Consider the following 20,125-nt stretch of genomic DNA (forward strand, 5'->3'; position numbering starts at 1 on the left):
CGCCAAAGGCAACAAGAGGGGAATCATGGCGCTGGACTGGGACAAGCTACGCGTGTTTCACGCTGCGGCGGAGGCTGGGTCGTTTACCCATGCCGCCGAAACGCTGCATTTGTCGCAGTCGGCGATCTCGCGGCAGGTCAGCGCGCTGGAGCACGACGTCGGCGTGCCGTTGTTCCATCGCCATGCTCGCGGCCTGGTGCTGACCGAGCAGGGCGAGATGCTCTTCCGCACGGCCCACGACGTGCTGATGAAGCTGGAAACCATCAAGTCGCGGCTGACCGAGACGAAGGATCGCCCCTCCGGCGTGCTGAGGGTGACGACTACGGTCGGCCTCGGAGCCGGCTGGCTGACAGAGCGCGTGCAGGAATTCATCGAGCTTTATCCGGAGATCAGCTTGCAGCTGATCCTTGCGAACGAGGAACTCGACCTCACCATGCGCCAGGCCGACTGCGCCATCCGGCTGCGGCAGCCGCAGCAGCCGGATCTGATCCAGCGCCGGCTGTTCACCGTGCATTTTCATCTCTACGCCGCGCCTTCCTATGTGGCGAAGTTCGGCAAGCCGGCCTCGGTCGCGGAGCTGAGAAATCACCGCATCGTCACCTTCGGCGTGCCCGTTCCCTCGCATCTGTCGGAACTCAACTGGCTGGAGACCGTCGGCGATTTCGAAGGCGGGCAACGGGTGCCGACACTGCAGATCAACGACATCCTGTCGATCAAGCGCGCGGTCCAGGGCGGCGCCGGCATTGCCATGCTGCCGGACTACGTCATCAACAAGGATTCCAACCTGATCCAGCTGCTGCCCGAGACGGAGGTGCCGTCCTTCGACACCTATTTCGCCTATCCAGATGCGATGAAGAACCAAGCGAAACTACACGTCTTCCGCGACTTCATCATCGCCAAGGCGCGCAGCTGGTCTTACTGACATACCAGGCGGCGCGGACCGCTCGTCGCTCCCCCCGTAGCCCTATGCGATGATGGTCAGCCAGCCGCCATGATTGCAGCCTGGGACCGCGCGGGTGCTGCGCCAAAGGTCAGCGCGCGGCCGAGGCTGGAAGAGCCCGCCTGACCCTGCTGCCGCAAAAATAAACGCGACCTGCCTGAAACCACATCATTTCCGATTTTGCGTATTTCCGAACAGAATCCGCGTCGACTTGCATATCAGCGATCGCTTTCGGGCCGGAAAGGCCCCGAATTCGGCGATTTTTCTGGTCCTATCGGTCTTCGGCATGGGTTGGACCACAGCCTGCGTCTTTTTGCATGCGTGTGTTGCAAAATAGATGCTTGTTTCTTGGGCATGATGAGCACATATATAGTTCATCTCCAGGGCGCGTTCTCCTCCCATTAGCGCCCCGAGTGTTCCCCTCTGGAGGTTAGCCCTAATCGGCACTTCCAATCAAACTCAGCCGGATCTTTACTGATCCGGCTTTTTTGTTGCCCGCAGCACGACGATACCGAAAATGCCTCCATCAGAGCCACGTAACAGTGACATGTAACATCGGGTAACATGTCGAAGACGCGCTCCGACAGCTAAGCACAGCATAGGACGCGGTTGGTCAGTTCGGGAGATGGGGGCATCACTCGGACGGGCCGGGCTCAGGCAGCTACCGCGTCCGAACCATTTTTTCCTGCTGCGGCGGACCTGCCATCTGCCTCACAGGAAGACGGTCGCAAAATGAACGGCGTCCGGAGGATCCGGACGCCGTCTTCCTGTCATCATCAAAATCAGTCAGGCAGCCTTACCGTTGGTGTTCATCGCCTCGTCTGCCAGGCGGCCGGTCAGCTCGGCCATGTGGTCGAACGACGCCTTGTAGCTGGCAACGCCTGCCGTCGCCGAGCGCAGCTCGATGATCAGATCGCCGATTTCGGCCTGAGGCATGGTCGCCTCGACCACATCCCAGCCCGGCCAGTCGGGCCGCGCGTCATAACCGAGGATCTGGCCTCGCCGTTGCGGGATCAGCGCGATGATCTTCGAGGTCGCATCGGACGGTGTGACGATTTCCACCTTCATGATCGGCTCCAGCAGGACCGGCGAACAGGCCGCCATGCCTTCCTTCATGGCGAGCTTCGCTGCCATCTGGAATGCCATGTCGGAGGAGTCGACGGCGTGGTAGGATCCATCCGACAGGTTGACAGCGACATCGACGACCGGGAAGCCGAGCGGGCCTGTCTTCAGATAGTCGCGAATGCCAGTCTCCACCGACTGTATGTAGGTCTTCGGCACCACGCCGCCGGTGATGGTGTCGGTGAACTGGAAGCCCGAGCCGCGCGGCAACGGCTTGATCTCGATCACTACGTCGCCGAACTGGCCATGGCCGCCGGACTGCTTCTTGTGGCGGCCACGCTGCTGGGCGGATTTGCGGATCGTCTCGCGGTAGGGCACCACAGGTGCGTGACCCTCGATCGGGATCTGGTTCTTGCCTTCAAGGCGCTCGCGCACGACACGCAGGTGCATCTCGCCATGTCCCGACAGCACGGTTTCGGCCGAGTCCTGATTGTGGCGCAGGCTGAGCGATGGATCCTCCTCGGCAAGCCTCTGGATCGCGGCCGACATCTTGACCTCGTCCTTGCGCTCCTTGGGGCGCAGCGCGAAGGCGAATACCGGTTGCGGCGGCTCCAGGGTGATCAGCGGCTTGATGCCGCCCTTGACCGAACTCAGCGTTTGGCCGGTCTTGACATTGTCGAGCTTGCCCAGGGCGACGGTGTCGCCCGCCTTGGCCGATGTCAGCTTAGCCTGGTCCTTGCCCAGCATCCTGTAGATGCCGGAAACCTTGGCCGAATCGCCGTTGGAGAGGAAAAGTTCGGCTGCGTCGGCCAACTGGCCGGAGAGCACGCGCGACACCGACAGCTTGCCGCCATGGGCCGTGTGGATGGTCTTCATGACCTGCACGACGGTCTGGTTGCCGTCGGGTGCTCCAAGGCGCTTTCTGGTCGCCTCGACATCCGGGGCGTCGTGACGGATCGCCTTCAACAGCCGCATCACGCCATTGCCCTTCTCGGCTGTGCCGATCAGCACCGGCGTCACCGCGCCGCCGCGCAGATCGGCCGCCAAATCATCGAAGATCGCGTCCTTCGGCGGCTCGATCTCCTCCAGCAGCTGTTCCATCAACTGGTCGTCATGGTCGGCCAAGGTCTCCAGCATCGAGAAGCGTGCCTCCAGCTCGCGCGCCCTCTCGTCGCCCGGAATTTCGGCAACCTCGCTTTCGGCATATTCGCGGTAGACGTAGGCGCGCTCCAGCGCCAGGTCGATCGAGCCGATGACGACGCCGTCCTTGCGCAGCGGGATCTGGCGCAGCAGCAATGGCACCGAACTCGCGGGCTGAAGCAGCTTCAGCGTCTCGCGCACGCCGGCGATCGCCTTGTCCACTTTGTTCAGGAACAGGATGCGCGGCACGCCGAGATCGTCGAGCTTGCGCATGATGAGCTGGAGGGCGGGAATCTTCTTTTCGTCCGCTTCGGCCACGACAACAGCGACGTCGCAGGCGGCAAGCACCGGCTCGGCCTCGAAGGCGAATTCGATGGAGCCGGGGCAATCGACGAAGGTGAATTGCTCGCCCATGAACTCCGTGGTGGCAAAAGTCGCCTCGACGCTCATGGCGTGGGCGCGGGCCTCGGGCGAATGATCGGAAACGGTGTTGCCCGATGAAACGGGATTCTGGCGGGGGATGGCGCCCGTGCGGGCGAGGATTGCTTCGAGAAGTGTCGTTTTACCGCTTGCGAAGGGACCGACTATGGCAATGCATTTCGGTCCCGTGCGTCGTCCTCCGGCGCGAGTACCCATGGCTGACCTCCACTCAGGCGTTTCCCTGTGAGCGGCGGCCGGCCTGTTCGGCCGTCGCGGGCGGGGCTTTTTACTCACCACCTGCCCAATGCCATCGTCACACGGGTTCGTGGGGAGGGCAAGAAAAATAGGAACTGCGCCGGCTTGGTTGGTCAGGCGTCTGCCTGCGCACTCAGGGCGGGCGCTTACTGTCGGCTGCGCAGGGCGCTCGTATTATCGCGCGGCGCCGGTTTGGCGAGACTCGCCCTGGACCGCTTGCAGTGTCCGGGGCGAGCGTGAATTCTTACGCCGTCCTCACTCTCAGCGACGGTCGCAACCGTCCGCAGTTGCGGTCAGCCGACCCGAAGCTCGCGTGCGGCCGACCTCGCCACGCCTTCTTCGCGTGTCGCCACCGTTTCGGCGAAGCGCGCGAGCAACGGATTGAAAAGTTCCGGGCGTTCCCAGAACGGGGCGTGTCCCGCGCCGGGGATGACGTGACAGTGTTCCCAGAGGGAGCGGCAAGCCAGCGTTTCGAAGTAACTCAGCCGCACGAAGAGGTCGTTCTCGCCGTTGACGATGGCCACGGGGAATTGAGCCTGCTCGACCACCTGTTTCTGGTCGGCGCCCCGACCGGTGAACATGCCGCGCGTCACTGCAGAGCGTAAGCGACCATCTGCCCGCAATATGGCCCGGCGAAATGACGGACCAGCGCTGTCGCCAAAGCACAGTGCCTCGAACCTTTCGGCGTCGCGATCCGAGTAAACCTTCTTGGAAGCGAGCAACATGTCCCAGCTGGCATGGAAGCCTCGAAGCATCCCGAAAGGTCCTTTCGAGACCGGCGGCGCGCCGGTGAGCATCAGCCCTGCGAACGCAGGATGAAAGCTTGCCAGTTCCATGGCGACATGGCCGCCGAGCGACCAGCCGAAAACGATGGCGCGGTCGATAGCCATGCGATCGAAAACCTCAGCGGCCGCTTGGGCGAGACCGCCGAGCGAGTAAGTCGCGACCGGATCGCTGGCATCCGATGAATCGCCGTGTCCAGGCAGGTCGAATGCGATCAGCCGATGCCGATCGGCCAAAGAGCTTTCGAATTGTCGCGCGAACACTGCGCGCGAACTGCCTGATCCGTGGATCATGACGATCGGCAAGCCACTTCCAGACGAATCGCTGACGCGCAAATCAGCTTCTGGTGTCCGGATCGTTCGCTCGGCCACAGGCATGCCGGATTGAACCTTCTGATTGCATTGCCGGCAATTTCGCATCTCCCCGGTCTACACCTCCTTTAAATTTTTGGTTAAGGAAGGATGTATGCCCGTGGCCGGATGTGCTCAGCCTTTTCATGGCTGATTTAGGAGGGACATGGAGTTTTGGCTCGATCTTCTTGTGTCGACCGCCAGCATCATCACGGTCGGCCAATATCTCTGGTCGATGCGGGCTCATTTTCAGTCGTCCGAAATGTCGTTGGGCGCTGCGATCATCTCGGCGTCCGTGGCCATCACGACCCTGTTCTTTCTGGCGATCATCTGGATCCTGCCACAGCCACCGCTGGCCAAGATCGTCGGCCTGATTGTCCAGCTTGTGAGCTCCATGCTGTTCTGGTGGGCGATCCTGCGGTCGCGCAGGGCGCGGCTGAGCTTTGCCTTCGACGCCGGCAATCCACAGGGTCTCGTGACCGAGGGACCCTTCTTCTATATCCGCCACCCGTTCTATACTTCCTACATCGTATTCTGGGCCGGGTGGGGCACCGCCACTTGGTCGGTATGGGCCGTGATGCCGGTTGTCGGCATATTCGCCATCTATCTGATCGCGGCGCTCGACGAGGAGAAGAAGTTCTCGCGTACCGAGCTCGCCGGCGCTTACGACGCCCATCGGAAGCGCGCGGGGCTGTTCTGGCCGCGACTGCGTTGGTGATGCCGTCGGCGCGAAGGGACCGGCGGTCGGCTCGAAGAGATGGCCATCCGGTTGGGTGCAGCCAGTTCGAGGGATCAAGACCATGAAGATCATTGCCTGCGGAAGCGTGCCGACCGTCATCGCGCCGGAAAAGTATTTCACCGGCCGAGTGCTGCAGACGCCGATCATTGAAAAGGAGGATCCGGCGCGGCTGAGGGCGACGCTGGTCAGTTTCGAGCCCGGCGCGCGCACGCATTGGCACACGCATCCGCTTGGCCAGACGCTCTACATCACGGCCGGCGCTGGTCTGGCGCAGACCTGGGGCGGTCCGATCGAGGTGATCAGGGCAGGCGACGTCATCTCCTTCGCGCCTGGCGAAAAGCACTGGCATGGTGCCGGTCCGAAGAGCGCGATGACCCATGTCGCGATGCAGGAGGCGCTGGACGGCAGCCACGCAGACTGGCTTGAGGCGGTCTCCGACGAGCAGTATGGCGGCTGAGAGCGCCCGACAAAACCCGGCCTCAGACCGGGTTTCATTGATCGATGACTGCGTTGCAGCTCAGACCAGCGACGCCGTAAATCGCTGAATGCGCGTGCAGGCTTCCTCCAGCAGCGCGTCCGAGGTGGCATAGGAGATGCGGAAGTTCGGGCCCAGGCCGAAGGCCGAGCCGAACACCACCGCCACACCCTCGGCCTCGAGCAATTCCGAGCAGAAGGCCTCGTCGCTCTCGATGAGCTTGCCACTCTTTGTCTTCTTGCCGATCAACTGGGCGCAGGAAGGATAGACATAGAAGGCGCCCTCCGGCGACGGGCACGTGATGCCGCGCGCCTGATTGAGCATCGACACGACAAGGTCGCGCCGGCCCTGGAAGATCGCCTTGTTCTTGGCGATGAAGTCCTGCGGCCCGTTCAGCGCCTCGACGGAAGCCCATTGCGCGATGGTGCAAGCGCCTGAGGTCTGCTGGCCCTGGATCATGTCCATCGCCTTGATCAGCGGAACCGGGCCCGCGGCATAACCGATGCGCCAGCCGGTCATGGCGTAGGCTTTCGACACGCCGTTCATGGTGAGCGTGCGCTCGTACAGCTGCGGCTCGACCTCGGCGATGGTCTTGAAGACGAAATCGCCATAGGTCAGATGCTCATACATGTCGTCGGTAAGCGTCCAGACATGCGGGTGCTTGAGCAGCACGTCGGCCAGCGCCCGGAGCTCGCTCTCGGTGTAGGCGGCGCCCGAAGGGTTGGACGGCGAGTTCATCAGCAGCCACTTGGTCCTCGGCGTGATCGCCATCTCCAGCACCTCTGCCGTCAGCTTGAAGCCGTTGTCGATCGAGGTGTTGGCAAACACGGAGGTGCCGCCGCAGATCGCCACCATTTCAGGGTAGCTCACCCAGTAGGGACGCGGGATGATGACCTCGTCGCCGGGGTTCAGGGTCGCCATGAAAGCGTTGAACAGGATCTGCTTGCCGCCGGTGCCGACGATGGTCTGCTCCGGCCGGTAGTCGAGATTGTTCTCGCGCTTGAACTTTTTGGCAATCGCCTCGCGCAGCGGCGCGATGCCGGAAACCGGCGGGTATTTGGTCTCGCCGCGGCGGATCGCGTCGATCGCCGCATTTTTGATGTTGTCCGGCGTATCGAAATCCGGCTCGCCGGCGCCGAGGCCGATTATGTCACGACCGGCATTTTTCAGCTCGCGCGCTTTCTGCGTCACCGCGATGGTCGCGGAAGGCTTTACGCGGGAAAGGGCGTCGGCAAGAAAGGCCATGACAGAGTGTCTCCAGGAAGGCGCGGCCAGGAGCGGCCGCGGCGCCTCTCATGTCGCATCATCGGCCCAAGCGCAAGCCTTGTCGGATGAAGCAGCGCGCAAGCTGCGGTGAGCGGCAATTCTAAGTTCATCAACGACCGGTAAACCCTTCGCTGGCAGAATGGCGGACTGATTTCCGCCAAGTTTTGCGGAGCGAGGAACCCTTGTCGCGCAGCATCGGGCTTGCCCACATCATCCGCCTGGACGACGGCACCTCCACCGCTGTCTGGGGCATCCATTCGCTGCAGAGCGCGTTCCAGCCCATCTTCGCCTTCAGCGAAGGCAAGCTTTCGCTCGTCGCCTTCGAAGGGCTGATCCGGCCGTTTCGCGACGGCGAGCCGCAGTCGCCCATGAGCTTCTTCAACACCTGTCCGGCGAGCGATCGGCTGCATGTCGAGGCGTTGACGCGCACGCTGCATCTGTTGAATGCCGGAGCCTGCCTGCCGGACGAGGCATCCATCTTCGTCAATTTCGACCCTTCGGTGTTCACCGAGCGAGCCGTTGTCGACAAGGCGCTGCGCGACATGCGGCTGGTGCTGCACGAGGCCGGCATCGAGCCGCGCCGCATCGTCTGCGAAGTCACCGAGCAGAAATCGGCATCGCAAGAGACGCTCTACAGTTTTGTCGAGGCGCTTCGGGCCAATGGTTTCCGCATCGCCGTCGACGACTACGGCGCTGAGGAGTCCGACATCAACCGCGTCAAGGAATTGAAGCCGGACATCGTCAAGTTCGACGCCCACTGGATCTCCCAGCTGATGGAATCCGGCGCCGGCTTTGCGCTGCTTACGGCGATGGTTGAGAGTTTCGAAAGTCAGGGCATCCGCACGGTCTTCGAAGGCATCGAAGAGAACTGGCAGCTCGAACTTGCCGAGAAGTCGGGCGCCTCGATGGTGCAGGGCTATGTCCTCGCCCGGCCAGAACTTGCCCCCACAAGCTTTCGCAGATTGACCAAGGACCCCCAGGCCTCGGCGGCAGAAATCAAGTCGCAGGCCACGGCCATCCCGGCATCGGCGCCAGCGGCTCGGCAGGCGAGGGTGTTCGGACGCAAGGCATCGCCATGAACAGGCGCCCCGACAGACGGCGCAACGTCGCCGAAGCGATCTTCGCCGACGAGATCGGCCTCCAGTTCGGCATCTATGGCGAGTTCCGGCTGTGGAGCGCCTATCAGCCGATCTTCGCGCCCCGGGGCAGGACGCTCAAGCCCGTCGCCGTCGAAGCGCTGATCGAGCCGCGGCGGGTCGCGCAGCCAGTGGCACCGTCGGTGTTCTTCGACAGCGTGCCCGCGCCGGATCGCCTGTTCGTCGAAACCATGTGTCGGAGGCTGCATCTCGGCAACTACAGCAATATCGGCGTCGACGACCTGACGTTGTTCTTCAACTACGATCCGTTGATCAACGATCACCTCGGGCGGGCGCTGGCCGAGATCCGCGTGATGACCAGGCAGCTCGGCGAATTTGGCCTCGAGCCGGCACTGCTGGTCTGCGAAATCACCGAAAAGCTGGCCGATGACGATGTTCTGGTCAGCCTCGTGCGCGAGATGAGGCGTGGCGGCATTCGCATCGCCATCGACGATTTCGGCACCGGCCATTCGACCGAGGAACGGATCAACTTGCTTTCGCCCGATATCGTCAAGATCGACGGCGGCTGGTTCGCCGAGTTCTGCCGCCATGCCGCGGCCGAGCGGTTCTTCCGGCCGCTGGTGTCGATGCTGCACGACCGCGGCGCCAAGGTGCTGGTCGAAGGCATCGAGCAGGCCGCTCATCTGCGCGTCGCGCTGGATGGCGGCGTGGACCTGCTGCAGGGATATTTGCTCGCTCGCCCGGCCCGTGCCGGAACGATCTTCAACGAAGAGCCGCTGTCGATCGACTCGCTGCTTGAGGCCAACGACAAAGTCGTACCGTTGCATCAGCGCCGCTGATGGTTGCGCCAAAACAAATCACTGGATGCCGCTGCTCCCAGCACGATAGCTTTCTTCATTTGCCACGGCGATGGAGGGGCCCATGATACTTTACAGCATGATCGACAGCGGCAATTGCTACAAGCCGCGGCTGCTGATGGCCAAGCTCGGCATCGCCTTCACCAATGTCGAGGTAAGCTCGCATACGGGCGAGACGCGCAAGGCGGAGTATATCGCCAAGAATCCGAACGCCATGGTGCCGTTGCTCGAGCTCGATGACGGCAGGCGTGTCGCCGAGAGCAACGCCATTCTGCTTTATCTCGCCGAGGGCACGCGCTTCCTGCCCGCCGACAGGTACGAGCGGGCGCTGGTTTATCAGTGGCTGTTCTTCGAGCAATACAGTCATGAGCCTTAAATCGCTGTGCGCAAGGCGCTGCTCACCTTCCCCGAACGTGCCAAGGACGCGACGCCGGAAAGGCTGGCGCTGACGCTGGAGCGCGGCAACAAGGCGCTCGGCGTGATGAACAGGCACTTGGAAGCCAACGCCTTTTTCGCTGCAGGCAGCTACAGCGTCGCCGATATCGCGCTTTATGCCTACACCCACGCCGCCGAGATGGGCGGCTTTCAGCTCGATGCCTATCCGGCGGTGGTGGAGTGGCTGAAACGGGTCGAGGCGGACAAGGGGCATGTGCCGATCGAGTGGCTGCCCTGAGGAATTCTTTCGCGCGAAGCGTGGCGAATGGGGAAAGCTTCTGTGACGGCGCCTTCTCCCCGTATAGAGACGGGAGAAGGAAGCAGCTCCGCCATTTCGCCAATCACCACGTTCAAAATCCAGACAACAAAAAAGGCGGGACAATGCCCGCCTTCCTATGTCGGTAGCCTGATCGGGAGCGTCGGGGCCGGGCCGGCAGCAATCTGCTGCTTCGACTTGTCGGGTCCTTCCGCTCCGGCGCGCTTGTCGCGCGACCGTCAGTACATCCGTGACTTGCCGCGCGCCCCAGGCTCTCGCCCAGTGCGCGGCCTTGCTTAGTCGCATTCTTGCGACGCCAAGCGATAACGCTTGGCCGCATAATGCTTAAGCGAAATCAGGCTGCCTTGCTCAGAGATCCAGCAGCGGACTTGCCGGTACGGCGGTCCTGCTCGATCTCGAAGTTGATCTTCTGGCCTTCAATGAGGCTGGTCATGCCAGCGCGCTCGACGGCGGAGATATGGACGAAAACGTCCGCGCCGCCATTGTCGGGCTGGATGAAGCCGTAGCCCTTGGTGGCGTTGAACCACTTGACCGTTCCAGATGCCATTGAGAATGTCCTTCGCATTTGCTTCGTTTGACCGGATCGGATCCGGCCGGTGGTATCGAAATTTTGGAGATAGACGTCAGCAAACGCGAAGATCGCGAGGCCCGATCGATCGGCCAATTTCAATGGGTCGCATATAGGATGGTTCGCGGATGAAAACAAGATGAATTGGCAAGGGCGGTTCCGCCGTCTTGAATGAGGTCGCCGGCCGTGTGGAAATTTAGCGTCCAGGCGTGCGTTATAGAGAGCAACGGCGTTCTGCCGGTCTTTGGGAGAGCAACCATGAGAACCATTGTGCTTGCCGCCTGCCTGATGCTGGTCGCCGCCGAAGCGCAGGCCGTCTCGCGCTACGACCCGACGCGCATGAGCTGCGATCGCGTGCGGGCGACGATCGCCAGGCAGGGCGCCGTCATCCTGCGCTATCAATCGACGCGGGTGCCGGGACTGCCGCTCTATGACCGTTATGTGCGCGACGAGCGCTTCTGCACGATGGGCGAGGTGCGAGCGAGGGCCTATGTGCCCAGCGCCGACACCAGGTCTTGTCCCGTCTATGTCTGCAAGCGGCCGGATTTCGAGCGGCGTTTCCGCCGCCGCCTGTTCCCGCAGGACTAAACGGCCGATCGCCGCCTGGCAGTCCTGTTTGGATTCAGAACCCGAATGAAGCCTGGGCGGCGGGCGGCCGCCCGAGGCGTACGCCCTCCGTGGCCAGCATCTTTTCCTTGGTGGCCGAGCCGCCGGGCGCCGAAAAGCCGCCGATCTTGCCGCCTGCGGCGAGGATGCGATGGCAGGGAATAACCAGCGGCACCGGATTGGCGCCAAGGGCGGCTCCGGTCTCGCGGGCAAGCCCGGCATGGCCGGCGCGCTTGGCCAGTTCGCCATAGGTGGTGGTTTCGCCGAAGCCAAGCTTGCGCGCGGCATCGTAGATGGCGAGGCGGAAGTCGTCGACGCCGGCGAGATCGACCGGCACGCTCGAGAAATCGACATCCTCCCCGGCCGCGTAGGATTTGATGGAGGCGATCAATTCGACCACCCATTGCGGTTGCCGGGTCGAGGCGGAAACCCCGGCATGGCGAAACAGCCGACGCTCGACCGCTTCGCGGCTGTGCTCGGGCAGGCAGAGCCGGATCAGGCCATTTTCGCTCCAGGCTATGCCCATGAAGCCGATCACTGTTTCTAACACTGCGTGGCCGGCCGTGATCGATGATGCATTTTCCATGGCGCGCTCCTTTCCGCAAACCGCGAAAAACCGCGTACATGCACGGTACAGATAGGGAACAATATTGCAGTTTGCTGCGAGTCCCGCCACCCGAAAACCGCGGGGTGGTCCCGATTGCCCGGCCGGAATCGCTGGTGTAAGGACTTCTTAACAACCGACGAAGCGGACCTGCAGGGCTTGGCAGCGAAAATCATCCTCACGGCGATCGGCGTGCTCGTTGGCGCGGCTGGCCTCAGCGGCTGCACCTCGACCTCGCAGACGAAGGCCACGCCGGCGCTTGCGGCGGCGTCCACGCCTGCCGTCGAAGAGGACACGCCGACCGTCGCGCTGCCCGAAACCGTTGCCGTGCTGCCCGAACCTTCCGGTCTTGCGCAGGTCCAGACAGCAGCGCTGACCGGCGATGCTTCAGCAACCGGGACTCCGGGTGCGCTCCCGCCGCCGGAACAACCCGGCGTGGCGCTGCCGCCCCCGGCTCAGCCCGGCGCGGCGCTGCCGCCGCCAACGCAGCCCACGGCCTTCGCCGGCTCGACGCCTGTTGCAGGACAATTCCCGCCACCGCCGGTGCTGATGGCCGGCGCGTCGCCGACCGGACCCGGCTCGCTCAAGCACGCGGCCGTCTATGCGACGGCCGGCGTCGCCATGCCCGTCACCGGTCAGACGGCAAAAGTTGCGCCAATGCCGGGCGTCCAGCAGGTCGCCTATGTGTCGCCGGAGAACCCGGCGCTGCTTGCCGCACCTGGTCAGCCAGTGAAGCACGCCATCGGTCCGCGCGGAGAGATCGAGCGGCTGATCGAGAAATATTCGGCGATCTATGAAGTGCCGATTGATCTGGTGCGCCATGTCGTCAACCGTGAGAGCACCTTCAACCCGAAGGCCTACAATCACGGCCATTGGGGGCTGATGCAGATCAAGCACGCGACGGCGCGCGGCATGGGCTATGATGGTCCGGCCAGCGGCCTGTTCGACGCCGAGACCAACCTGAAATACGCCGTCAAGTATCTGCGCGGCGCCTGGCTGGTGTCGGGCGGCAATGAGAAGCGCGCCGACCAGCTCTACCAGAGCGGCTATTACTACGACGCCAAGCGCAAGGGTCTGCTCGAAGCCACCGGCCTCGGCGTCGATCGCACGCGCCGCCGGCTGCCGCCCGACGCCTGAGCGCCGTGCCTTCGGCGGCTGACGCCCAAAAGCTGGAACGGCGCCTAGGCAACCGGTATGAAAAGTCCTAGCCCGCCAGCCCCGAACGACATCCGCATTCGCAAGATTCTCGACGATGCGCTGACCCCGCCGCATTGGCCGGACGGCTTCGTGATGCGTCCGTTCGAGCACAGGGACGCGCAGGCGCTGCACGCGCTGCTGGAAGAGGTGTTCGACGACGGCCCCGACGGACCGTTCGAGGACTGGTGGGGGCGTATTGCTGGCGATGCCGAGTTCGATCCACAACTCTGCTTTCTCGTCATCGACGCCAAGGGCCTGCTGGCGGGCGCCGCGCTTTGCTGGACATCCGGCTTCGTCAAGAATCTCGCCGTTCATCCCGAGGCCAGGGACGCGGCATCGGCGAGGCGCTGATGCGGCAGGTCTTCCTGACCTTTCGCGACAAGGGCGCGGCTCATGTCGATCTCAAGAGCAATACGGTCAAGAACGCCGCCGCCTTCAGGCTCTATGAGCGGCTCGGCATGATCCCGGTCACCTGGGAAGGCTAGCCAATTTCCGGCACCTGCCGAGAGCTCCACGCCAAATCCACGGCGGCATTGTGAACCGCTTCACACAGCCTGACGTTAGAACATGCTAATTCGTCATGGCGCCGGGCGGCCGATCGGTGGATCGACGCAGGCAAGGCGTCGGAGGGGGCTGTGCCGGCATGTACAAGCCTCTCCAAGGCGGGCTCCGGGGCGGTGGGTTTCGGAGTCCGCCCGCTTTAGCGGATGGCGTAGGTCGCGTCGCACTTAGCCAACAGGAGCCGTTCGGCGGGGCACCGGTCCTGTCGCGTGTGTGGCGGCGCCGGGGAACCGAAAGGCACGTTCCGCATTCCGATGCGGGGTGGAGGGCCCGATGAGCTGGCGGCGTGTGGAGCTCCGCGCCACCGGTTCCACAGGGAGATCCACCGTCATGAAGCTCTTCCACGCATTTGTGGCGTTTGCGGCCGGCGCCCTGCTGTTGGCCGCTCCGGCGTGGGCCGTCGACCTGTCGATCGTCTCCGGCGACACCGGCAACGGCATCAAGGTGCTTCGCGAGATCCTCGACCGCTACGAGAAGCAGAGCGGCAACAAGGTGAACATCGTGGTCATGCCGTCGTCGACGACCGACCAGTTCGGCCAGTACAGGCTATGGCTCGCCGCCGGCAACACCGACATCGACGTCTACCAGACCGACGTCATCTGGGCGCCGCAACTGGCCAGCCAGCTGGTCGACCTGACTGCAGCGACAAAAGATGTCGTCGGCGCCCATTTCCCGTCGATCATCCAGTCGCAGACCGTCAACGGCAAGCTGGTGGCGCTGCCGATCTTCACCGATGCGCCGGCGCTCTATTACCGCAAGGATCTCCTCGACAAGTACGGCGCCAAGGTTCCGACCACCTGGAAGGAACTGGCAGACAGCGCCAGGCTCGTCATGGACAAGGAGCGGGCCGCCGGCAACAAGGACATCTGGGGCTTCGTCTTCCAGGGCAACGCCTATGAGGGGCTGACCTGCGACGCGCTCGAATGGGTGACGTCGAACGGCGGCGGCCAGATCATCGAGCCGGACGGTACCGTCTCAATCAACAATCCAAAGGCCGTGGCTGTGCTCGACATGGCCAAGGGGTGGATCGGCAGCATTTCGCCGCCGGGCGTGCTCGCCTACCAGGAAGAAGAATCGCGCGGCGTCTGGCAGACCGGCAATGCCGTCTTCATGCGCAATTGGCCCTATGCCTATGCGCTCGGCAATGGCGCGGACTCGCCGATCAAGGGCAAGTTCGACGTGGTGCCGCTGCCGGCAGGCACGGGCGAGGGCGCGCGGCCCGCGGCGACGCTCGGCGGCTGGAACCTTGCCGTCTCCAAATATTCGCAGCACCCGGATGCGGCGATCGACATGGTGAAGTTCATCGCCTCGCCCGAAATGCAGAAATACCGGACGCTGAAGACATCCAATCTGCCGACGATCGAGGCGCTCTATGAGGATGCCGACATCGCCAGGGAGCAGCCGATCATCCCACGCTGGAAGCAGGTGTTCCTCAATGCCGTGCCGCGCCCGTCGGCCGCGGTGAAGATCAAGTACAACGAGGCCTCGAGCCAGTTCTGGACAGCCGTGCACAAGACCTTGTCGGGTGAGGGAAATGCCGCCGACAACCTCGCCGATCTCGAAGCAAGGCTGACCAAGCTGAAGGGCAAAGGCTGGTGACCACAGAGCCGGCACGGTCCGGCCCAATTGTTCGCACCAGTGGAAACTGGGCCGGCGAAACGGCGATAGCGCGAGTGCCGCCAACGCCTGCGGTCGCCGCGCGGCCGCCGCCCTCGCGGCTGATGCGCCAGCGCGTGCGCTCGGCATGGCTGTTCCTTGCGCCAATGCTGCTGGTGCTTGCCGCCGTCGCCGGCTGGCCGCTGATCCGCACCATCTATTTCAGCTTCACCGATGCTTCGCTCGCCGATCTCGAGGCTCGGCAATGGGTCGGCTTCGACAACTATTTCTCGGTGCTCAGCATGCCAAGCGGCCGGGTGATCTATGACGGCCTGCTGGTCGACCCGGTCTGGTGGCGCGCCGTGTGGAACACCGTGCGCTTCACGGCCGTCTCGGTGACCTGCGAGACGATCCTCGGCATGATCGTCGCGCTGGTGCTGAACGCGGAATTCCGCGGCCGGGGCGTCGTCAGGGCGGCGATCCTCATCCCCTGGGCCATCCCGACGATCGTCTCGGCCAAGATGTGGCAGTGGATGCTCAACGACCAGTTCGGCATCATCAATGTCGTGCTGCTCAGTCTCGGCCTGATCCAGACCAAGATCGCCTGGACCGCGAGCGCCGACACGGCGATGGTCGCGGTGCTGATCGTCGACATCTGGAAGACGACGCCGTTCATGGCCCTCCTGATCCTGGCGGCGTTGCAGATGTTGCCGCGCGAGATCATCGACGTGGCAAGGCTCGACGGCGCCAGTCCCTGGCAGATCTTCTGGCGGGTGACCTTGCCGCTGATCCGCCCGGCGGTGATGGTGGCGGTGATCTTCCGCGGGCTCGACGCGCTGCGCATCTTCGACCTGATCTATGTGCTGACGCCCAACAATGTGCAGACCAAGTCGATGTCTGTGTTCGCGCGCGAGAACCTGTTCGAGTTCGACAAGTTCGCCTATGGCTCGGCAGCCTCGACGCTTCTGTTCCTGATCCTGGCGCTGCTCACCATCGCCTATATCCGCGTCGCCCGCATCAGCCTGGATGGAGGCCGCTGAGATGGCGATGCTGAAGCGCGCGGCCTTCTACCTGCTGGTGGCGGTGATCGTCTTCGTCGCGGTGTTTCCGTTCTACTATGCCATCGTCACCAGCCTAAAATCGGGTAGCGAGTTGTTCGAGGCGAATCTCTGGCCGAAGTCGCCCAGCCTCGCCAACTACGCCAATGTGCTCACCGAAGGCGCCTTCCTGCGCAACCTCGTCAACTCGCTGGTCGTGTCGGGCGCCGTGGTGCTGATCTCGCTGCTGCTCGGCGTCACCGCGGCCTATGCGCTGGCGCGTGTTCGCTTCCGCGGCCGCTCGGCGCTGATGCTCGCCATCCTGTCGGTGTCGATGTTTCCGCAAGTGGCGGTGCTGGCCGGCCTGTTCGAGATGGTCCGCTGGGCCGGTCTCTACAATTCGCTGGTGGCGCTGATCTTCTCCTACATGATCTTCACCCTGCCGTTCACGGTCTGGGTGCTCACCACCTTCGTGCGCGACCTGCCGGTCGAGGTCGAGGAAGCGGCGATCCTCGACGGCGCGACGCCATGGATCATCATCACCCGCATCTTCCTGCCGCTGATGTGGCCGGCGCTGGTCACCACCGGCCTGCTCGCCTTCATCGGCGCCTGGAACGAGTTCCTGTTCGCGCTCACCTTCACCTCCAACAACGCGCAGCGCACGGTGCCGGTGGCGATCGCGCTGCTGTCCGGCAACTCGCAATTCGAGATCCCCTGGGGCAACATCATGGCCGCTTCGGTCATCGTCACCGTGCCCCTGGTGGTGCTGGTGCTGATCTTCCAGCGCAAGATTGTGTCGGGGCTCACTGCCGGCGGGGTGAAGGGATAGGACGCAACCGGCAGCGCCATTTCGCGTTGGAAGTGGAAGGGGCTGATCGGAGATTCCAGATGAAAACGCTTCTGACCGCGACCGCCATCGCGCTCCTTGCCGGCACGCCGGCCGCCTTTGCCCAGTCGAACGACGGCAACGACGTCGCGCCAATGGCGGCAGACAACAAGGTCGACACGCAGACTTTCGTCACCACCGTGCCCAACGCCAACGAGTTCGAGATTCAGTCGAGCAGGCTGGCCGAGGAGAAGTCACCGTCGGACGACGTCAAGGCCTTTGCCGATGAGATGATCAAGGACCACACCAAGGCCGCCGAGGATTTCAAGGCGGCGATGAGCCAGGGCCAGACGACGGCCTCGATCAAGCCCGCAGGCCCCGCGCTGCAGCCGAAGGAGCAGCAGATGCTCGACGAGTTGAAGAGCGCGAGCGGCAAGGATTTCGACGCCAAATACATCAAGATGCAGACGGATGCGCACAGGGATGCTGTGGCGCTGTTCAGCACCTACGCCAATTCGGGCGACGACCCGGCGATGAAGGAATTCGCCAAGAAGACGCTGCCGGTGCTGAAGATGCACGAGAAGCATGTCAAGGAACTGGCGGTGGCGCACCAGGGGTGAGGGTGGTTCTGCCCGCCGCAACGGGTCCTCAGCTCGCCTTGATCTGCTCGATCGCCGTTGCCAGCAACTCGTCCATGGCCTGGCGAATCTGAGCATCCGACTGGGCGACGCCTGCCGCGTCGAAATCGGCACGGACCTTGCGTAACACGTCGTTGTCGCCCGCTTCCTCGAAATCCGCGCGCACCACCTCTTTCGCATAGGCGTCGGCATCCGCGCCGGATTTGCCGAGCTTTTCTGCGGCCCACAGGCCGAGCAGCTTGTTCCGGCGCGCCACGGCCTTGAACTTCGTCTCCTCGTCCATTGCGAATTTCTTTTCGAAACCTTCCTGACGGTCCCTCATGCTGCTCATGGTTTGCCTCGCTCACACGTGAGTTCGACCGCCTCCGATGCATGAGAAAGAGCGGCCAGGAGAAACGAAAGTGGGGAGCATGAAGGCCTGTAGCAAGGCCTGATCGTGCCGTGGACGCCGCGGAACCGAAATTCGTGCCATGCCGGGCTGAAGCTCCGATGTGATTTGACCTGGCCCTGCCGTGGCCTACTTTCGACCACTGGCAGGAGGAGTGGAGGAGACTGGCGATGCAGTCATCTTTCAACCGGATACGCGGCGTCGCGCTGGCGGCATCGCTGATGCTTGTCGCCGGGACGGCGTATGCCCATCACGGCTGGTCGTGGACGCAGGACGACTTCTTTCAGCTCAAGGGCAAGATCGCGGCGATCTATATCGGCAATCCGCATGCGACGCTGGACGTCGATGCGGAGGGCGAGGTCTGGCGGGTGGAGATGGCGCCGCCCGCCCGCACCATCGCCGCCGGCTTCACGGAGGAGGTCGCCAAGGTCGGCGACGAGGTGACCGCGATCGGCCACCGCTCCCGCGACGAGTCGGAAAAGCGCATGAAGGCGGTGCGCATCAGCGTCGGCGGCAAGAACTATGACGTCTATCCCGACCGTGTGCCGCCGGCCTGATGGCGGAGTTTCTGGCCGGCATCGAGCAGCTTGCCTTGGTGCGAGGGCTGAAAGCCTCCTTTGTCGCCTATCCGATCGTCAACGCGCTGCACATCCTGGCGGTCGGCGCGCTGCTGACCAGCGTCGCCCTGATGGATCTCAGGGTCTGCGGGATGTTCCGCGCGCTGCCCTACGCGGCGTTTACCGGCCTGCTGCGCCGCACGGCATTCGTCGCTTTCGCCGGCGCGCTTGTCACCGGCTCGCTGCTGTTTTCGGTGCGGGCCAGCGCCTATGCGGCGATGCCGATCTTCCTCGCCAAGATGACGCTGATCCTACTCGCCGGGATCAATTTTCTCGGCTTCCTGTGGCTCGGCCGCGGACGCGGCGGAGACGAGCCGGCGGGCGGTCTGGCGGCCATGCTGGCGGCGCTTTCGCTGGCGCTGTGGATAGGCGTGCTGCTGGCCGGACGGTTCATCGGGTTTCTGTAGCGAGCGGCGCGCAGAAGGCCGGTGCTGAGGTCTGAATCCGCCCTGAGGAGAAGTTGCAGTCGGACGACGTCAAGGCGACGACGTGCGGGCAGCGCAGGTCGATCTCGTCTTCGGGCATCTCGTCCATCGCAAGGTTTTAGCCCACGGGCAGAATGCCGGGAAGCGGGTGCGGTTCCAGCGTCGCTGTCCGGTGGTGCGCTGAGAAGACGGGGTCGGAAATCACTCTACGGCGCCCCCCTCTGTCCTGCCGGACATCTCCCCCACTTGTGGGGAGATTGGCGGCTTCGGCGCCTCGCCAATCCTGCAACGTCGACGATTGGCGAAAGCCGCGATGACGGCTGATCTCCCTCCTTGTGGGGGAGATGTCCGGCAGGACAGAGGGGGGCGCCGTAGAGCGCAGTCGCGGGCGGCATCGCTCCAATATCCTGGCAAATTCCGCAAGCTGGCTCTGTGGCTGCGCTCGCCGCGAACTAAATTGCGACATCATTCGGGAGTGTTCCGTGCCCAAGATCGACCTATCCGCTGTGCCCGTCCGCAAAGGCTCCGGCTATCCGCCACCCTTCGACCAGCCCTGCGCCGAGCGCACCCGCCGCCGCCTCGGCGATGCGGGCGGCCTGAAGGATTTCGGCGTCAACCTGATGACGCTGCCGCCCGGCGGCTGGTCGAGCCAGCGCCACTGGCACAGCCATGAGGACGAGCTCGTCTACGTGCTGGAGGGCGAACTGACGCTGGTCGAGGATGGCGGCGAAACGCTGCTCAAGGCCGGCGATAGTGCTGCCTTCGCCAAGAACAGCGGCAACGGCCACCACATGATCAACCGGTCATCGGTCACGGCGCGCTACCTGGAAGTCGGCTCGCGCAACCCGGACGATGTCATCACCTGCTCGAATATCGACATGATGAGCCCGAGTTCGGATGGACGGTTTCTGCACAAGGATGGGAGGGCGTATGAGGGGCAGGGGTGAGGTTCCGCTTTCTCCCTTG

General features: G+C 63.5%; 20 protein-coding genes and 2 pseudogenes. 16 read left to right on the forward strand and 6 right to left on the reverse strand.

The window, feature by feature from the left end:
- The first annotated feature begins 25 nt into the window (after positions 1-25).
- Positions 26-922, forward strand: a complete 897-nt coding sequence (locus EJ074_RS24350; RefSeq protein WP_095806927.1) for a LysR family transcriptional regulator — start codon at positions 26-28, stop codon at positions 920-922.
- A gap of 804 nt (positions 923-1,726) precedes the next feature.
- On the opposite strand, the gene EJ074_RS24355 is transcribed toward EJ074_RS24350, so the two are convergent.
- Together EJ074_RS24355 and EJ074_RS24360 are read right to left on the reverse strand one after the other, a co-directional pair.
- Positions 1,727-3,778: an elongation factor G gene (locus EJ074_RS24355; RefSeq protein WP_095806926.1), complete on the reverse strand. Its 2,052-nt coding sequence runs from the start codon at positions 3,776-3,778 to the stop codon at positions 1,727-1,729.
- Between the two features lie 332 nt (positions 3,779-4,110).
- Positions 4,111-5,019 (reverse strand): alpha/beta hydrolase, encoded by a 909-nt coding sequence (locus EJ074_RS24360; RefSeq protein ID WP_348626972.1) that lies wholly within the window; start codon positions 5,017-5,019, stop codon positions 4,111-4,113.
- A gap of 97 nt (positions 5,020-5,116) precedes the next feature.
- Here EJ074_RS24360 and EJ074_RS24365 point away from each other — a divergent pair, with 97 nt between their 5' ends.
- Together EJ074_RS24365 and EJ074_RS24370 are read left to right on the forward strand one after the other, a co-directional pair.
- Positions 5,117-5,668: an isoprenylcysteine carboxylmethyltransferase family protein gene (locus tag EJ074_RS24365; protein ID WP_095806924.1), complete on the forward strand. Its 552-nt coding sequence runs from the start codon at positions 5,117-5,119 to the stop codon at positions 5,666-5,668.
- Between the two features lie 82 nt (positions 5,669-5,750).
- Entirely contained in the window at positions 5,751-6,146 is a 396-nt protein-coding gene (locus EJ074_RS24370; RefSeq protein WP_095806923.1) for a cupin domain-containing protein, read from the forward strand.
- A gap of 60 nt (positions 6,147-6,206) precedes the next feature.
- Here EJ074_RS24370 and EJ074_RS24375 read toward each other — a convergent pair whose 3' ends face one another.
- Positions 6,207-7,409 carry a pyridoxal phosphate-dependent aminotransferase gene (locus tag EJ074_RS24375; protein WP_095806922.1) on the reverse strand — a complete coding sequence of 401 codons (1,203 nt, stop codon included), beginning with the start codon at positions 7,407-7,409 and terminating at the stop codon, positions 6,207-6,209.
- Positions 7,410-7,612: 203 nt separating this feature from the next.
- Here EJ074_RS24375 and EJ074_RS24380 point away from each other — a divergent pair, with 203 nt between their 5' ends.
- The 3 genes and pseudogenes from EJ074_RS24380 to EJ074_RS24390 all read left to right on the forward strand — a co-directional run bounded on the left by EJ074_RS24380 (position 7,613) and on the right by EJ074_RS24390 (position 10,057).
- Positions 7,613-8,509 (forward strand): EAL domain-containing protein, encoded by an 897-nt coding sequence (locus tag EJ074_RS24380; RefSeq protein ID WP_095806921.1) that lies wholly within the window; start codon positions 7,613-7,615, stop codon positions 8,507-8,509.
- Positions 8,506-9,366, forward strand: coding sequence for an EAL domain-containing protein (locus EJ074_RS24385; RefSeq protein ID WP_129553841.1), 861 nt, complete (start codon positions 8,506-8,508; stop codon positions 9,364-9,366). Before EJ074_RS24380 ends, EJ074_RS24385 begins: the two co-directional genes overlap by 4 nt.
- A gap of 82 nt (positions 9,367-9,448) precedes the next feature.
- A pseudogene (locus EJ074_RS24390) lies at positions 9,449-10,057 on the forward strand (glutathione S-transferase family protein).
- A gap of 373 nt (positions 10,058-10,430) precedes the next feature.
- Here the strand turns inward: EJ074_RS24390 and EJ074_RS24395 are convergent.
- On the reverse strand, positions 10,431-10,643 hold the full coding sequence (locus tag EJ074_RS24395; protein WP_095807037.1) for a cold-shock protein: 213 nt from the start codon (positions 10,641-10,643) through the stop codon (positions 10,431-10,433).
- A gap of 279 nt (positions 10,644-10,922) precedes the next feature.
- Between EJ074_RS24395 and EJ074_RS24400 the strand changes: the two genes are divergently transcribed.
- Positions 10,923-11,252 carry a hypothetical protein gene (locus EJ074_RS24400; protein WP_095806918.1) on the forward strand — a complete coding sequence of 110 codons (330 nt, stop codon included), beginning with the start codon at positions 10,923-10,925 and terminating at the stop codon, positions 11,250-11,252.
- Positions 11,253-11,286: 34 nt separating this feature from the next.
- Here EJ074_RS24400 and EJ074_RS24405 read toward each other — a convergent pair whose 3' ends face one another.
- Positions 11,287-11,856: a methylated-DNA--[protein]-cysteine S-methyltransferase gene (locus EJ074_RS24405; protein ID WP_129553842.1), complete on the reverse strand. Its 570-nt coding sequence runs from the start codon at positions 11,854-11,856 to the stop codon at positions 11,287-11,289.
- A 177-nt stretch (positions 11,857-12,033) separates the two neighbouring features.
- Between EJ074_RS24405 and EJ074_RS24410 the strand changes: the two genes are divergently transcribed.
- The 6 genes and pseudogenes from EJ074_RS24410 (at position 12,034) to EJ074_RS24435 (ending at position 17,711) form a co-directional block, all read left to right on the forward strand.
- On the forward strand, positions 12,034-13,011 hold the full coding sequence (locus EJ074_RS24410; protein WP_095806916.1) for a transglycosylase SLT domain-containing protein: 978 nt from the start codon (positions 12,034-12,036) through the stop codon (positions 13,009-13,011).
- A gap of 57 nt (positions 13,012-13,068) precedes the next feature.
- Positions 13,069-13,556: pseudogene (locus EJ074_RS24415) on the forward strand (N-acetyltransferase).
- 406 nt (positions 13,557-13,962) lie between these two features.
- Positions 13,963-15,231 (forward strand): ABC transporter substrate-binding protein, encoded by a 1,269-nt coding sequence (locus EJ074_RS24420; RefSeq protein WP_095806914.1) that lies wholly within the window; start codon positions 13,963-13,965, stop codon positions 15,229-15,231.
- A 122-nt stretch (positions 15,232-15,353) separates the two neighbouring features.
- Positions 15,354-16,268 carry a sugar ABC transporter permease gene (locus EJ074_RS24425; RefSeq protein ID WP_095806913.1) on the forward strand — a complete coding sequence of 305 codons (915 nt, stop codon included), beginning with the start codon at positions 15,354-15,356 and terminating at the stop codon, positions 16,266-16,268.
- Position 16,269: 1 nt separating this feature from the next.
- Positions 16,270-17,094, forward strand: coding sequence for a carbohydrate ABC transporter permease (locus tag EJ074_RS24430; RefSeq protein WP_095807036.1), 825 nt, complete (start codon positions 16,270-16,272; stop codon positions 17,092-17,094).
- A gap of 59 nt (positions 17,095-17,153) precedes the next feature.
- Positions 17,154-17,711 (forward strand): DUF4142 domain-containing protein, encoded by a 558-nt coding sequence (locus EJ074_RS24435; protein ID WP_095806912.1) that lies wholly within the window; start codon positions 17,154-17,156, stop codon positions 17,709-17,711.
- Positions 17,712-17,739: 28 nt separating this feature from the next.
- Here the strand turns inward: EJ074_RS24435 and EJ074_RS24440 are convergent, their stop codons facing one another.
- Positions 17,740-18,060 carry a DUF1476 domain-containing protein gene (locus EJ074_RS24440; protein WP_095806911.1) on the reverse strand — a complete coding sequence of 107 codons (321 nt, stop codon included), beginning with the start codon at positions 18,058-18,060 and terminating at the stop codon, positions 17,740-17,742.
- Between the two features lie 227 nt (positions 18,061-18,287).
- On the opposite strand from EJ074_RS24440, the gene EJ074_RS24445 reads away from it, so the two are divergent.
- The 3 genes from EJ074_RS24445 (at position 18,288) to EJ074_RS24460 (ending at position 20,106) form a co-directional block, all read left to right on the forward strand.
- On the forward strand, positions 18,288-18,674 hold the full coding sequence (locus tag EJ074_RS24445) for a DUF6152 family protein (protein ID WP_095806910.1): 387 nt from the start codon (positions 18,288-18,290) through the stop codon (positions 18,672-18,674).
- Positions 18,674-19,141 (forward strand): hypothetical protein, encoded by a 468-nt coding sequence (locus EJ074_RS24450; RefSeq protein ID WP_095806909.1) that lies wholly within the window; start codon positions 18,674-18,676, stop codon positions 19,139-19,141. The genes EJ074_RS24445 and EJ074_RS24450 overlap by 1 nt, the downstream gene beginning before the upstream one ends.
- 500 nt (positions 19,142-19,641) lie before the next feature.
- Positions 19,642-20,106, forward strand: coding sequence for a cupin domain-containing protein (locus EJ074_RS24460; RefSeq protein ID WP_129553843.1), 465 nt, complete (start codon positions 19,642-19,644; stop codon positions 20,104-20,106).
- Positions 20,107-20,125 lie beyond the last annotated feature (19 nt).

The organism is Mesorhizobium sp. M3A.F.Ca.ET.080.04.2.1 (genome assembly GCF_003952525.1).
Lineage (GTDB): Bacteria > Pseudomonadota > Alphaproteobacteria > Rhizobiales > Rhizobiaceae > Mesorhizobium.